The 14,987-nt window shown below is 68.2% G+C and carries 13 protein-coding genes; all 13 read left to right on the forward strand.

Annotated features, from left to right (window positions below; translation table 11 throughout):
• Window positions 1–1,200: ABC transporter permease (locus D7Y21_RS17675; protein ID WP_147469312.1), on the forward strand; the 1,200-nt coding region annotated here is incomplete at its 5' end.
• Window positions 1,201–1,202: 2 nt separating this feature from the next.
• On the forward strand, window positions 1,203–2,327 hold the full coding sequence (locus D7Y21_RS17680; protein WP_120566684.1) for an ABC transporter permease: 1,125 nt from the start codon (window positions 1,203–1,205) through the stop codon (window positions 2,325–2,327).
• Window positions 2,328–2,406: 79 nt separating this feature from the next.
• On the forward strand, window positions 2,407–3,180 hold the full coding sequence (locus D7Y21_RS17685) for a hypothetical protein (RefSeq protein WP_121714566.1): 774 nt from the start codon (window positions 2,407–2,409) through the stop codon (window positions 3,178–3,180).
• Between the two features lie 165 nt (window positions 3,181–3,345).
• Window positions 3,346–5,268 carry a WD40 repeat domain-containing protein gene (locus D7Y21_RS17690; protein WP_121714568.1) on the forward strand — a complete coding sequence of 641 codons (1,923 nt, stop codon included), beginning with the start codon at window positions 3,346–3,348 and terminating at the stop codon, window positions 5,266–5,268.
• 180 nt (window positions 5,269–5,448) lie between these two features.
• A complete protein-coding gene (locus tag D7Y21_RS17695) occupies window positions 5,449–6,825 on the forward strand; it encodes a hypothetical protein (RefSeq protein WP_233612163.1) in 1,377 nt (458 codons plus the stop codon).
• 65 nt (window positions 6,826–6,890) lie between these two features.
• Window positions 6,891–7,805, forward strand: a complete 915-nt coding sequence (locus D7Y21_RS17700) for a class I SAM-dependent methyltransferase (protein ID WP_120566680.1) — start codon at window positions 6,891–6,893, stop codon at window positions 7,803–7,805.
• Window positions 7,802–8,326: a hypothetical protein gene (locus D7Y21_RS17705; RefSeq protein WP_121714572.1), complete on the forward strand. Its 525-nt coding sequence runs from the start codon at window positions 7,802–7,804 to the stop codon at window positions 8,324–8,326. Before D7Y21_RS17700 ends, D7Y21_RS17705 begins: the two co-directional genes overlap by 4 nt.
• 86 nt (window positions 8,327–8,412) lie before the next feature.
• Window positions 8,413–9,210 carry a hypothetical protein gene (locus tag D7Y21_RS17710; protein ID WP_121714574.1) on the forward strand — a complete coding sequence of 266 codons (798 nt, stop codon included), beginning with the start codon at window positions 8,413–8,415 and terminating at the stop codon, window positions 9,208–9,210.
• Between the two features lie 160 nt (window positions 9,211–9,370).
• A complete protein-coding gene (locus D7Y21_RS17715) occupies window positions 9,371–9,592 on the forward strand; it encodes a hypothetical protein (protein WP_120566677.1) in 222 nt (73 codons plus the stop codon).
• Between the two features lie 44 nt (window positions 9,593–9,636).
• Window positions 9,637–9,858 carry a hypothetical protein gene (locus tag D7Y21_RS17720; RefSeq protein ID WP_120566676.1) on the forward strand — a complete coding sequence of 74 codons (222 nt, stop codon included), beginning with the start codon at window positions 9,637–9,639 and terminating at the stop codon, window positions 9,856–9,858.
• A 54-nt stretch (window positions 9,859–9,912) separates the two neighbouring features.
• Window positions 9,913–10,131, forward strand: coding sequence for a hypothetical protein (locus D7Y21_RS17725; RefSeq protein WP_120566675.1), 219 nt, complete (start codon window positions 9,913–9,915; stop codon window positions 10,129–10,131).
• Window positions 10,132–10,182: 51 nt separating this feature from the next.
• A complete protein-coding gene (locus D7Y21_RS17730) occupies window positions 10,183–13,167 on the forward strand; it encodes a DUF1611 domain-containing protein (RefSeq protein WP_121714576.1) in 2,985 nt (994 codons plus the stop codon).
• A gap of 17 nt (window positions 13,168–13,184) precedes the next feature.
• Window positions 13,185–14,969 (forward strand): peptidase domain-containing ABC transporter, encoded by a 1,785-nt coding sequence (locus D7Y21_RS17735; RefSeq protein ID WP_158627307.1) that lies wholly within the window; start codon window positions 13,185–13,187, stop codon window positions 14,967–14,969.
• Window positions 14,970–14,987: the final 18 nt, after the last annotated feature.

Below are 14,987 nucleotides of genomic sequence, written 5' to 3' on the forward strand. Positions count from 1 at the left end.
ACCCGTGGCGCGCCCGAAGCCGCCCCACCCCAGCCCTCGGCCGCGCCACGGGTGGACCGAGCCGGGCTCCGGCTGCGTCTGGGCCGGATGCTCGCGTATGCCTCCAACGAGACCAGTCAGATCCTCCGCGACAAGGTCCGGCTGGCGTTCGCCTTCATCGGTTCGGCGGTGTTGATGCTCGTCTTCGGCTTCGGCATCACGACCGACGTCGAGAACATCCGCTATGCCGCGCTGGACCTGGACCAGTCGCCCGAGAGCCGCGCGTACCTGGAACAGTTCAGCGCGGCGAAGCCCTACTTCGCCCCGACCCCTCCGGCCCAATCCGCGGACGAGGCGCTCCGCAGGCTCCAGTCAGACGACGTCTCGGTGGTGATGGAGATTCCGCCCCGCTTCGGCCTGGACCTCCGCCGGGGCTCCGGCCCCGAGGTGCTGGCGCAGGTGGACGGCGCCATGACCTTCCGTGGCGACACCGTCGAGCAATACGTCCAGGGGGTCCACAACCGGATGCTCCGGGATCCCGCGAGCGGCTTCCACTCCGCCAGCGCGCAGAAATCCACGGCCAACATCGAAGAGCGCTACCTCTACAACCCCACCTTCAAGAGCATCTACTCCATCGTGCCGAGCGTCCCGGCGCTGCTGCTGCTGCTCATCCCGGCCATCCTCATGACGGTCAGCATCGTGCGTGAGAAGGAGCTGGGGTCCATCATCAACTTCTATGTCACGCCCACGGGGCGGCTGGAGTACCTGCTCGGAAAGCAGCTGCCCTACGTGGCCATTGGCATGGCCAACTTCTTCATCCTGACCGCGCTGGCGCTGGTCGTCTTCGGCGTCCCCATCAAGGGCAGCTTCCTGACGTTGGTGGTCTGCGCCCTGTTCTACGTCATGGCGACGACAGGCATTGGGATGGTGACGTCCACCTTCACCGGCAGCCAGGTCGCGGCCGTGTTCGTCACGGCCATCCTGACCATCGTGCCGACCATCCAGTTCTCCGGCTTGTTGCAGCCAGTCTCCACGCTCCAGGGTGGAGCCAAGCTCGTTGGCTCCATCTGGCCGGCCACCTATTACATGCACGCCAGCCTGGGCGCCTTCACCAAGGGACTCGGCGCGGGCCTCATCATGAGGGACGTCGCCTTCCTGGCCGTGTGTGTTCCCCTCCTCCTGGCCATCAGCGTCCTTGGCCTGAGAAAGCAGGAGAAGTAGCAGTGAACTCGCTGCTGAACATCCTGTGGCTCGGGCTCAAGGAGATCCGCAGCCTGCTCAGCGACGCGGTGCTGGTCGTGTTCGTCGTCTATGCGTTCACCCTGGCCATCTACGTCCAGGCCACGGGGACCTCCAGCGAGGTGAACAACGCCTCCATTGCCTTCGTCGACGAGGACGGATCCGCGTTGTCCAAGGAGCTGCTCAACGCCTTCTATCCGCCCCGCTTCATGTCGCCGGAGGTCATCACCTCGGAGGACATCCAGCCGGACATGGACCGGGGCCGGTTCATGTTCGTCGTGGTGATTCCGCCGCGCTTCGAGCACGACCTGCGCGCGGGGCGCAACCCGGACGTCCAGCTGAACATCGACGCGACCGCCATGCAGCAGGCGGGCATCGGCTCCGGCTACATCAAGAACATCCTCAATGACCGCATCTCCTCCTTCCTCAAGCGCACGGAGGAGACGGGGCCGAAGCCCGTCAATTTGATTGTCCGCAAGCTCTTCAACCCCAACGGGGTGTCGTCCTGGTTCAAGAGCGTGGTGGCCATCATCAATCAAATCACCCTGCTGACGGTCGTCCTCACGGGCGCGGCGGTCATCCGCGAACGCGAGCACGGAACGCTGGAGCACCTGCTCGTGATGCCGCTGACCTCGTTCGAGATCGCCATGGCGAAGGTCTGGGCCAACAGCCTCGTCATCCTCGTCGCGACCGGGGCTTCGCTGTTCCTGGTCGTGCACCTGGTGCTGAAGGTGCCGTTCGCCGGCTCGGTGGTGCTGTGGTTCGTGGGTGTCGTGCTCTATCTGTTCTTCGCCACGGCGCTCGGCATCTTCCTGGGGACCATCTCCCGCTCGATGGCGCAGTTCGCGCTGCTCATCATCCTGGTGGTCCTGGTGCTGATGCTGCTTTCGGGCGGCAGCACGCCCGTGGAGAGCCAGCCGAAGTGGCTGCAATACGTCACGTACCTGCTGCCTGCCCGGCACTTCGTCAGCTTCTCTCAGGTCATCATCTACCGCGGCGGAGGGCTGTGGGCCGTCTGGCGCCAGTTCCTGATGGTGAGCGCGGTGGGCGTGGGCTTCTTCGTCTACAGCCTGGCGCTCTTCCGCAAGTCCATCGCGGTGAGCAAGTAGGGAAACTGCTTCGACCGTTCGGCCACCGGAGTGCCGGACTGATGGAAGGCGGCCCCGGGGAGGTTCTATCCTCCTCGAGATGAGACTGCTCCCCCGACTCCACCTCTTCGAGTTCCTCGACCAGTCGTGGCTGCCCGCGCCGTTGCGCCGTGGCGAGGTCGACTACCTGCACGTCGTCCTGGACCGGACGCGCCCCTACGACACCGTGGCCCCCCAGCTGGCGGATCTGCTGCGGATGTCCGGCACGAACCGCATCATCGACCTGTGTTCGGGAACGGGAGGACCCTGGCGCACCCTGCTCCCGGCGCTGCGCCGTATGCACAGTGAGGCCGAGGTGGTGCTCACCGACCTCCACCCCACCCCGGTGCTGAATCTGCCCGAGGGCGCGCAGTACCGCGACACTCCGGTCGACGTCATGCGTGTTCCGGAGGAGCTCACGGGGTTGCGCACCCTCTTCGAGGCCTTGCACCACTTCCGCCCGAAGCAGGCGAAAGCCCTCCTCGCGGACGCAGCCACGCGCGGCGTTCCCATCGCAGCCTTCGAGCTCACGCAGCGCTCGGTGCTGTACGTCTTCTTCCAGCTCCTGCTCATCCTCCCCCTGGTATGGGGCTTCACCCCGCTCATCCGCCCGAGGCACTGGTGGCGGCTTGTTTTCACCTACCTCATTCCCATCATCCCCCTGCTCATCCTCTGGGATGGCGTGGTGTCGTCGCTGCGGACCTACACGCCGGAAGACCTCGAGGAGCTGACAGAGGGACTCGATAACGACGGGTACAAGTGGCACCACGGCGTTCATCGGGTGAATGGAATGAGCATCACCTACCTCATCGGACTGCCTCGCCGTCAGCCGTGAGCCAGGCGACGCGACGCCAGGACGCCAGCGCTCCCGTGCTATCCTGCGTTCGCAGGTCAGGCGCGAAAGAGAATGCCCATGCAAGGGTTGCGCAGGACTTGAAGGACCGTGTCAGGCCACCCTGACCCTGCATCACCGCCTGCCCCTTCGCACATGAGCCTATTGATGCGTCCCGTTCGCTTCGCCGTGGTCCTGGCGCTTGCCCTCCTTGGCGCCTGCACGGAAGAAGCGTCGCCGCCCTCCCCTCCTCCTGATGACGAGCAGCCTGGGGAGGAGAAGCCACCAGAGCAGGTGCCTCCGGTATCGAGCGCGGCCCCCTTCCAGCCCTGTGGCGCCATCGGGGCCGGGGCCCTCGCCGCGTCCGCGCTGTCGCCGGATGGCTCGGTGCTGGCGGTGGCCACGCTGTCGGGGCAACTGGTGCTCTACCGGACCGCGGATGGGAGCCGGCTCCAGACGCTCTGGGAGCTGCCGGGCCAGCAGGTCAACGTGGTGTTCTCGGAGGACGGGCGCCGGTTGGTGGCGGCCAATCAGACCCAGACGCGCATCTGGAGTTATCCGGACCTGACCCCGGTCCGGACCTTTGACCTCCCCCATTCCCACCGGACGACGGCCCTGGCGCTTTCACCGGATGGCGCGTTGCTCGCCACGGGAGGCTTCGACACGGCGGGGAATGAGACCGCCAGCATCCGCATCTGGAGCGTCGAGGATGGGAGCCTCCGGGGCTCCTTGCAGCGGAGCTACGAGCAGGTCGTCCAATCCCTGGCCTTCTCACCCGATGGTGCGTCGCTGGCCATCTCCACGCACCACTTCGTCTTCATCGTGAGCGCCGCGGATGCCTCGGAACAGAGGGCCGTTCCCGGGCTCTCCGGCGGGCAGCTCGGCTGGTCGAAGGACGGCTCGCTCCTGGCCTCCGGTGGCAGGGTGGTGCGGCTCGATACCGGGGCCCTGGTCAAGGACCTGGAACTGTCGACCACCCGCGATGCGAGTGCCTTCTCCCCGGATGGGCTCCTCTACGCCGACGCGCTGGGCTCCGAGGTGACGGTCTACCGGGTGGCGGACTGGTCGAAGGTCCACACCTTCCCCGAGCCGAACGCGTCCTATGTCAGCCGCCTCTCCTTCAGCCAGGACAGCACCGGGCTCGTCGTCGACCTGGGCGTGAGCGCCTTCTGGTGCAACGGCGTGGGCCAGCTGTGCGGCCCCTGGGGCAACGAAGTCCGCATCCATCCGGTCCAGGACCTGGCCACGGTGCGGACGGTCTCCCTGGGGCCGGTGATGCGCGACCACGTGGTCTTCTCTCCGGACGGCTCGCTCCTGGCGAGCACCGGGGATGGAGTGATGGGCATCTGGCGGACCCGGGGTCAGCACCAGGTGGCGACCTCCAACATCCAGTCTCCCAGCCGTCTGCAGTTCAGCTCCGACCAGCGCCAGCTCCGCGCGAACAACGCCATCTACGACACGGCCACGGGCAAGGGGCTCCGGGAGTTCCAGGGCCAGGCCCTCTCACCGGACTTCAAGACCTCCGCTGGCCGTGAGGATGACCGCATCCTCCTGCGCGATGTCATCACGAACAAGGCGCTCCAGACCTTCGAGCTGAACGCGTATGTGATTGGCTTCTCGCCGGACGGCCGATTCCTCGCGACCACCGCCTATGACGGCCGCACCCGCATCCAGTTGCTCGACGTCGCCGGAGGGACGGTGAGGCATGCCTTTGAACTGGACTACAACCAGGGCGGCTCGCGCCTGGATTTCTCCCCTGACGGACGGTGGGTGACCCTCACATCCCCATACGACGGCTTCGCCTCGACGGAGGTCCGTGGCCTCGGAACCGCGTCGAGCAGGTCGCTCCCGCCCAGCTTCACCGCGGTGTTCTCGCCGGACAGCACCGTGCTCGCCACCGGAGGCGTCGACCCCGAGGTGCGAATCCTGACGACGACGGACTTCAGCCTTCGTGAGCGACTGGTGGGACACGGGACGTATCTGGGGCAGGAGCAATGGCCCCGGGGCATCGTCGGCGCCGCCTTCGCACGGACCGGCCAGCTCGCGACCCTGGGCGCGGACCGCACGATCCGGTTCTGGTGCTCGAACTGACACCCCAGAAAACAAGCAGGAACACTCCCACCTCCTTGGGGGACCCCTTGGAAGGCAAAGCCGTGCACCCCACCCTCCGCGTTTCTTGGACCGGGAGGAGTGGACATGCATGCGAGGAATTGGGGGGCCCTGCTGTGGTTCAGTCTGGCAGGGGTGGGCTGTGGGGGAGTGCAGGAGGCGGTGGAAGACGACTCCCGCGAGGTGACCGCCCAGGCGTGCCCACCGGGAGTGGCGGCACGCGTGGCGACCATCATGCCCTCGGCTTCCGCGGGCTTCATGGGGGAGCTCACGAACGTCCAGGGCACGCTCTACTTCGTCACCTCGGGCTTCGACGCCGGTTCGGTCCTGTGGCGCAGCGACGGCACGGAGGCAGGGACCGTCCAGGTGAAGGTGTTTCCGGGGCCCCCGGGCGTCTATCAGCCCCAGAACCTCGTCGCGGTGGGCAACAAGCTCTTCTTCCAGGCCCGCACTGACACCACCGGCATGGAGCTGTGGACCAGCAACGGGACGGAGGGTGGGACCCGGCTGGTCAAGGACATCACTCCCGGCGCGGAAGGCTCCGTGATGACCAACGCCACGGAGCTCAATGGCCGCCTGGTGTTCTTCCGCTGGGTGCCGCTGCCGGGAGACGGGGCCCGGCCGGAGCTGTGGCGGTCCGACGGGACGGCAGCCGGCACGCTGCGGGTGAAGGAATTCGGCGGACTCACGAATCTGGGCAACGACACGTTGAAGGCTGGCAACGCGTTGCTCTTCTTCTTCTCCGAGGACACGGGCACCACGATGTGGCGCACCGACGGCACGCAGGCCGGGACGACCTCCGTCAAGCGGCTGGACGCGGGGAACGCCTACCTCTCAGGGGTGAGCAGCCCGGGTGAGCCGCCGTTGTTCATCCTGGAGGACGGCCCCAACTCCGAGGTGTGGAAGACGAATGGCACCGCCGCGGGGACCATTCGCCTGGAAGCCTTCGGAAAGCGCGTGCGCCTGCTCGGGACGCTGGGCACGTATGTCTATCTGACGTCCGTGGACAGCCCGGTGACGAAGCGGCTGCGCATCGACCGGCTCTCCCTGAGCGGCGGTGGCAAGACGGGGATCACCACCCTGCCCAATCCCTACGCATCCGACGAGTACGCGTATCCCGCCGTGCGGACGGCCGTGGTCTCCGGCAGCGACATCTACTTCTTCGTGAGCATCGGAAGTGATGCCCCCGTGTCCAGGGACGTATCGCTGTGGGCGACGAATGGGACCGCCCCGGGGACCCGCCAGCTCTTCGACAATCCCAATGTGGAGTACGGGTACCGATACCCGCTGTTCGCCACCGGCAAGGGTCAGGTCCTGTTCGGCGGCGCGCCGGACCCGCTCGGGCCCGTCTTCCCCTACTTCACCCGGGGCTCCCTGGCGACGCAGGGCCGGCTGGCGGACGTCCACTTTCCGGGCTCGTTCACACGGGTGGGCCATCGCATCTTCTTCACCGCCGTCAACGACACCGACGAGGGCCAACTGTGGTCCGTGCCGGCCCACTTCAGCTGCCCGCCAGGGCTGGCCGGAGCGAGGGAGTAGGCAGGGACGACGCCGGGGCGCTGAGCCGCCCCGGCGTTGAGGTACACTCCGGCGCACTCGCTGGAATGCCCTCCGACCTGCTGGAAATCTCAGACCTCATCGTCGACTACGACGTCGCGACGCTCCAGCCGCGGCCGGTGTCCCGGTCAGCGGTGGTGGCGCGGCTGATGGCGAACGGGCAGCGGTCCGCCGCGCGGTTCGTGCAGCGGCTTCCCGCGTCCAATGACACGCTCGACGTCGAGGCCTGCGACCTGGCCCTGCTGCGCTCCCACGTCGAGTTGCAGCGGCTGAGCGAGGAGTTCCTGCAAGCGGACCGCATCCGCTGCGTGCTGCTGCCCCTGCTGCAAGCGCTGCGTGAGTCCGGAGTGAAGCCTCCGCTGCGCATCGTCGATGTCGGCTGCGGGCTCGGCTACGCCGTCCGCTCGCTCGCGGCGCATGGGCGGCTGGGGCGCGACGTCGAAATCATCGGCTGTGACATGAACGTGACGCTGATTGAGAACGCCCGGCGGCTCGCGGAAGAGGAATCCCTCTCATGCGAGCTCCGGGTCGCGAACGCGTTCCAGCTGGAGCAGCCCGGCCACATCTACATCTCCACGGGCGTCCTGCATCACTTCCGTGGCAACGACCTGAACGCCTTCTTCGCCGGCCAGCGGCAGGGGCATGCGTTCGTGCACTACGACATCCAGCACTCGGTGCTCTCGCCCTGGGGGTCGTGGATGTTCCACCAGGCCCGCATGAGGGAGCCGCTCGCTCGGCACGATGGCGTGGTCTCCGCGCGGCGCGCCCATCCCACGCAGGCCCTGCTGTCGGCGGCCCGCTCCGCCACGGGGTTCACCTGCGCGTCCCTGGACGGGGCCCGGAACCTCCTCGGCGCCATGCTCCGGCCCATGACCGCCACGCTTGGAACGCGCGCGGAGCTGTGGGAACCGCTCCAGCGCCACCTGGGCCCGCTGCGCTCACGGTTGGGACCCACTTCATGAACGCCGTCCTTCCGGTGCTGCTCGCGCTGCTTGCCGTCACCGACGCCGCGTTCTGTGGCTTCCGGGTGGCCTCGGGCCGGGATGCCCGCATCTTCAAGGCCGACTACTACCGGGCCGCCATCCGCCGGGGGATGGGGCGGGGACTCTTCACGACCGCGCTGGTGGGTGCTGGCATCGCCGGGGCCTGCCTGTTCTCACCGGGCCTGTTCCCCCAGTTGCTCGTCTGCGCGCAGGCGATCCTCTGGGTGCTGCTGCCCTACGCGACCCTGACGCTGATGGGCCTGGGCGTCTGGGCCGCCGCGGAGGCTGACGCGCGGACGCTGGCGAGCGTGGTGGTCCTGGGGCCGTTCACGCTGATCCGCCCCTGGGTCATCGCCACGGCGGCCGTCGTCGGCGCGTGGAAGGCGCCGGGCTTCACCGCCGCGCTCGTCACCGTCGCGGCGTGCGGCGTCCAGCTCGCGCTCGAACCCTGGCTGAACGTCGGCATGCGGCCCCGGATCCCCCTCGCTCGCAACGGGTAGGGACCCACCCTCACGGGGCGTACGTTACCGGCGGCCCCTCCAATCCATTACATTCACATCCTCGCCTGAGGGCAGAGGGGGAATGGATGGATTGGTCCAGCGTGCTGGGCAGTGCATTGATCGGTGCCGTGGTGGGAGGTCTCGGGAGCCTCCTGGCCCACGTGTTGAAGGTGGGGAAGAATGTCTTGGTAGGAGCGCTTGTCGCCGTGGTGACGGTGAGTTCGTCCATGGGCTGGCGTGCGTACCAACGACGGCAGCCCGTGGACTACGACCAATTGGTGGCTTCGCTCGTCGAGAGCGACTCCACCGAGGGCATGGATCGCTACCTGCGGCAATGGGCCCTGGCCACGAAGACCTACCCCGAAATCCGGCAGTGGTTCGAAGTCACTCCAACCATGAGTAGCGTCGAGCGGCAACAGCAGGCCATGCAGCTGGCGCAGGCCGGACTGCGCCGGCTCTCCGACCGGATCCTGATACAGCGGGCGGAAGCCCTCTCCCTGATCGTGGACCTGGCCGACGAGAAGGACTGCGCCGCGTTCAGTCGTGGCGACATCACGGCGGAAGGGCTGAACCGGATCTTCAGCGGCATGGATGACGAGACCCTCGGGCGCTTCAGCGTCATCACGGCCAGTGCCCTGGCCGCGGAGCTGCGGCAGTCTCCCCTGCCCCGGCAGGTCATGACGAGCGACGTGGCACAGTCCTTCGTCGAGATCAGCATCCGCCTCGGCGAGGACGAGACACAGCGGCTGGCCAACAACCTCCAGCGGATGAACACGCTCCCCGACGACGAGGCCTGCTGGACGAGCCGGAGCCTCTACAAGCAGATCGCGACCCTCCGGGGCCGCAACCAGGACGCCCTGGCCCTGGCGCTCGTCAGCAACTGAGCCGGGGGATGCCGGGGTTCCCGTGACACCGTGAAACAGGAAATCGCGCGTCTTTCCTGACACTTCGGGGACCCTGCCCTGCCCTGCCTTGCCCGCTTCTCCGTCCCTTCCTAGGATTCAGGGATCCGCTGATCTCCCCTCATCACCTGGAGTCCTCACCATGCGGTACACGCGCAAGAACATCTCCGAGCTGCTCGACACCGTGCAGGGCAACCCCGACGTGACGGGCTTCTGGACGTCCACCGTCGGCGGCTACACGTACAACATCACCCCGTCGGCGGGCGGCTACATCTACCAGGACATCTACAACCCGAATCACCGGATGTGCGAGGACGGCGGCCAGGTCGTCATTGAGGACCGGTCCCAGGTGGGCTGCTACTAGCGCCCCGCTTCGCCCCTTCCCCACGCCACACCCGGAGCACTCCCATGCGTTACACGCGCAAGAACGTCAGTGACCTGTTGAACGCGGTGCAGGGCAGCCCGGATGTCCAGGGCTTCGGCACCTCCACCTTCGCCGGCTCCACCTGGAACCTGGTCCCCTCGTTTGGCGGCGGCGCTGTCTGGCAGAACTACTGGACCTACCAGTGGACCTGCGAGGACGGCGGCTCCGTCACCGCCGAGGACCGCTCCACGTTCGGCTGCGGGTAGTCCGCGGTCCGCGCCTTCGTTTCCGCTGTTCCACCCGCCACACGGAGGTCCCCGATGCGATTCACGCGCAAGGATGTCTCGGAGCTGCTGGAGCTCGTCAACGGAGGCCCGGACGTCCAGGGCTTCGCTACGTCGAACTTCTCCAGCACCACGTACACGCTCGTCGCCTCGGGGCCGGGAACGGTCTGGCAGGACCTCTACAACTCGGCCCACCGGCTGTGTTCCGAGGACGGCGCGACGTCCCCCTCCGAGGACTGCGGCGGCGGCGCCTAGCCCCGCGGTCCGCTGTGCCTCCCCCGCTTCCCCCCGTCTCGCGGTCCCCTCATGAACACGCGCCTCACCCTGATCCTCAACACCCACATGCCGCAGGTGTTGGGCGAGGGGCCCCTCTTCGATGAGCCGGAGAACTGGCTCTTCGAAGCGCTGACGGAGACGTACATCCCGCTGTTCCGGATGTTGGAGCGCTGGGACGCCCAGCGCTTCGCCGGCACGCTGGTGATGTCCTTCACCCCGTGCCTCTTCGAGCAGCTCGTCGCCTGCGAGGAGCGCTACACCGGCTACCTCCAGCTACTGAAGCGCATCGCCACGCGCGAGCTGGAGCGCACGTCGCGGCTGGAGCTCTACAACCGTTACGAGAAGTTCCCCCAATCCCTGTCGGACGAGTCGCTCGCGAAGGTCCACCGCACCGCGGGCATGTACCTGCGCCGCGTGGAGGACAGCCTCGCGTTCCTGCGCCAGCACAGCCTGCGGGACGTGTTCGCCTCGCTGGGGCGCTCGCGGCCGTCCAACGTGCAGCTGTGGACCTCCACGCCGCAGCACAACTTCCTGCCCTTCTTCCAGCCCGCCGTCGCGGACCGGCTGGTGGCGCGGGGTGTGGAGTCCTTCCAGGAGACCTTCGGCCGCGAACCGGACGGCCTGTGGCTGCCCGAGTGCGCCTTCCAGCCGGGGCTGGAGCGCGTGCTCAAGCGCCATGGCATCCGCCGCACCGCGCTCAGCCTGACGGGCATTGGCGCGTCCCAGGCCCAGGATCCCAGCGGCGTGTTCCGCCACGAGGACCTGGAGGTGATGGTCCACGACTACCGCATCGGGCTGTACCTGTGGAAATCGCCCGAGTCCACGTTCCCCGCGCACCCGGTGTACCGCGAGTTCTTCCGCGACGTGGGCTTCGACCTGCGGCCTGAGTACTTCGAGGAGCTGGGCGTGCCCGTGCCCGCGAACAAGCGAGGGCACGTGTGGACGGGCCTCAAGTACCAGGCGGTGACGGGACAGAAGGTCGACCTGGGACAGAAGGCGCTCTACGACGTGGAGGCAGCCCGCGCCCAGGTGAAGCAGCACGTGCGCGAGTTCTGGGAGCTGCTGGACTCACGCCGCTCGCTCGTCCAGGACGGACAGACGTTCGTGCTCGCGTTCGACACGGAGCTGTTCGGCCACTGGTGGCACGAAGGCATCGACTGGCTGGAGGGCGTCATGCAGCCCTCCGCGCCCGTCGAAATCCAGGCCGCCCCGCCGCCGCCCGAGCCGCCGTCGCTGCCCCGGCTCTACTATTCGACGTGGGGGCGCGACTTCTACAGCGAGCACTGGCTGACGCCGGGCAACGCCTGGATGTACGCGCTCATCAAGCTGGTGGAGGCGCAACTGCCGGAGCCCGTGGACGCGGAGACGCGCGAGACGTGGCGCCGCTTCGAGGTCTTCAGCGGCAGCGACCTGCTGTTCATGATTCCGGACCCGACGCAGCGGGACCGGGCGAGAGCGCTGTTCCTCGCGCGCTACGCGGACGTCGTGTCGCGGCTGAAGGACTTCTCCTCCGAGCTGCTCACGTCCTTCCCGGTGGACCCCTTCAAGTGCGTGCTCATCCAGGTGAGCAAGGCCGACGGGCAGGAGCAGCCGCCGTTCCTCTTGCGCCGGCTGTCGCTGGAGGGCGTGAACACCGAGGCGCGCCGGGAGCTGACGCTGGACGCGGAGATGCTGGAGGTCGCGGGCCTGCGCGTCGCGTTCCAGTACTTCCTGCTGCACCCGCAGGGCCGCTACGCGCTGCGCGTGGAGGGCTCCGAGCGCGAGCACGTCTTCCAGATGCCAGACTACGGCGTGCCGCTGCTCATCGCGCCGGACACCCGCACCTATCCCAAGTACGACCCGGAGGTGCTGTACCAGAAGCTGGGTGAAATCTGGGAAGGCGACCAGCGGCTGCCCTTGAAGATGAACCCCACACTGCGCAGCCGCCACATGTACACGCGCGCGCAGGTGATGGAGGTGCTCGCGGGCAAGCGGACCGCCGTCTTCAAGTACAACAAAGAGGGCTACGCGCTGCTGCGCTTCCGCGACCACGGGCCGGCCCCGGCGTGCGTCGTCTTCGACGACACGGTGACGCTCAGCGACGCGGGCACGTACATCCAGGCGGGTGAGCTGTCCGTGCCCGTGGTGAACGACCCTGCGGCCATCGCGCGTCATGACTTCGACGCGGTCGTGTTCACCTGCTCGCTCAACTTCGAGACGGAGGTGCCACACGTCCGCGCGCTGCTGGAGGTGGCCACGCGCAAGCGGCTGCCGGTGGTGTCGCTGTACGACGACATCCTCTATTACGACCTCTTCGACGGGCTGGAGCCGGACCCCAACCTCTTCTTCCGCGTGGCGGTGCCGGAGCAGGACGCGCTCGCGAAGCCGGACCCGGTGGACTACGGCCCGCGAAACCTGCTGGGCGTCTTCGGCACGGACACGGTGCAGGGCAAGTTCACCACGCAGGTCTACCTGCGCGAGGCGCTGGCGAAGCACGTGCGCGTGCGCCACCACGCCACGGAGCCCACGGGCATCCTGCTGGGCTCGGACACGGGCTACTCGCGCGTGCTGCGCGTGGAGGGCCCGCAGCGGCTGGCGTTCGAGCGGCGGCTCATGGCGGACCTGGCGAAGGACTGCGACCTGGTCATCACCGGCGGGCAGAACGGTCTGCTCTACGTGCCGGCGGGCATGGACAAACGGGCCAACGCCTCCACGCTCATCTACGAGACGTTCCTGCCGCGACTGGTGGTGCTGACCGTGGCGGTGGACACGAAGCCCGAGGACGTCATCGCGACGCGCGAGTACCTGGAGCTGCTGGCCCGTGAGCACAACGTGCCCTGCACGGTGGTGGGACTGGCGATGATGGGCGGGCGCAAGCTGCTGGGCAGCCGTTGGACGGAGACGTGGTTCCTGGGCGTCCGGGATGAAGTCCTGGAGGAGGCGCGGCGGAAGATGGAGCAGCACACCGGCCTGCGCGTCCACGCCATCCCCGAGGAAGTGGACGCGCTGGCGCGGAGCGTGCTCACGCACCTGTGATGGAAGCGGGCGGCGCGATGCAGGAGGAAGGGGCTCCCGGGCTGCGGCAGTCGGCGCGCTATCTCGCCGCGCTGCTGCGGCTCTTGCGTCCCGCGTGGGGCTCGCTCGTGAGGAGCGCGCTCCTGGGCCCGGTCATCACGGCCTTGTGCCTCATCCCGCCCTTCCTCACGCGGCTGTTGTTCGACCATGTGTCATCCCCGCAGGACCTGGGGCTGCTGCACGTGCTGGTGCTGAGCATCCTCGCCGCGTCGGTGGCGGCGGCGCTCGCGGAGTCGCTGCTCGGTTATTACTCCGCGTACCTGACGGTGAAGCTGGAGAGCTCCTCCGCGCTCTACCTCTTCAACCACCTGCAGCACCTGCCGGACCGCTTCTTCTCCCGGCGCCAGGTGGGGGAGCTCACCAGCCGCTTCGACGACGCGAAGGCGGGCATGGCGCTGGTGCTGGGGTTGATCCGGCTCGTCTTCTCGCAGCTCACCTTCCTGGTCGTCATCCCCTTCACCCTGGCGTCGCTGCACTGGGAGCTGGCGCTCGCGGCCGTGGCCACGCTGCCCTTCGTGGTGGCGGTGCCGCTCCTCATCGGCCGCGCCATGGGGCTCGCGTGGCAGGAGGTGATGGGCGTGCACGGCGCCCTCCAGGCGCTCCAGGTGGAGACGCTGCGGCAGAGCCGCACGACGAAGGTGCTCGCGCTGGAGCCGTTCATCTACCAGCGCGCCGCGGGGCTCATGCAGTCCGTGCTGCGGGCGCACCTCAAGGCCCACGGGGTGGAGGGGATGTTGCGGCTGTTCGAGCGCACGGTGGAGGCCGCGCAGACGGCGCTGTTCACCTGGCTGGGCTGGCGGCTCATCCTCCAGGGGAAGCTGACGCTGGGCGGCTTCGTGGCCTTCGTGGCCTATGCCGCGTACCTGCGCGGGCCGGTCATCGAGGTCATCGGCTTCGTCACCGGCCTGCAGCAGCGCGGGGTCCACCTGCGCCGCTTCTTCGAGTACCTGCACGAGACGCCGGAGCAGGACCCGGCCCGCTCGCTGACGCCGCCGGCTCCAGTGACGCGACGACTCTCCGGCGAGGTGGAGCTGGAGGACGTGTCCTTCGGCTACCTGCCCGGGCAGGACGTGCTGCGCGAGGTGAGCGCGCGCATCCGGCCCGGCACGGTGGTGACCATCGTCGGCTCCAGTGGCTCCGGGAAGACGACGCTCGCGCGGATGCTGACGCGGCTGGAGGAGCCGGGCCGGGGGCGCGTGCTGTTCGACGGGCAGGACGCGCGGACGCTGGAGCTGTCCGACCTGCGCCGGCAGCTCGCGGTGGTGTGGCAGGACGTGGAGCTGTACCACGGCACCGTGCGCGACAACCTCACCCTGGGGCTCCCCGCCGTGAGCGAGGAGGACCTGCGTCAGGCCGTGCGGCTGTGCGCGCTGGAGCCCGTCCTCGACGCGCTGCCGCAGGGCTTCGACACACCGGTGGCCGAAGCGGGCGCGAGCCTCTCCGGCGGACAGCGGCAGCGGCTGGCGCTGGCCCGGGCGGTACTCCGCGACGCGCCGGTGTTGCTGCTGGACGAAGCCACCTCACAGCTCGACGTGGAGACGGAGTCCGCCATCGTGCGGGCGCTGCTCGCGCGGGCCCGGGAGCGCGGCCAGACGGTGCTGTTCATCACGCACCGGCTGGCCAACACGCCCCTGGCGGATGAGGTGTGGATGCTCGCGGGAGGCCGGCTGGTGGGCCAGGGACCGCACGCGGAGCTGCTCGCGCGCTGCGCGCCGTATCAGCGGCTGTTCCGTGCGGGCATGGGCGAGGCGGACGCCGCCTGACGCGGCGGAAGGAATGGT

Source organism: Corallococcus sp. AB045 (assembly GCF_003668895.1).
GTDB classification, from domain to species: Bacteria; Myxococcota; Myxococcia; order Myxococcales; family Myxococcaceae; genus Corallococcus; species Corallococcus coralloides.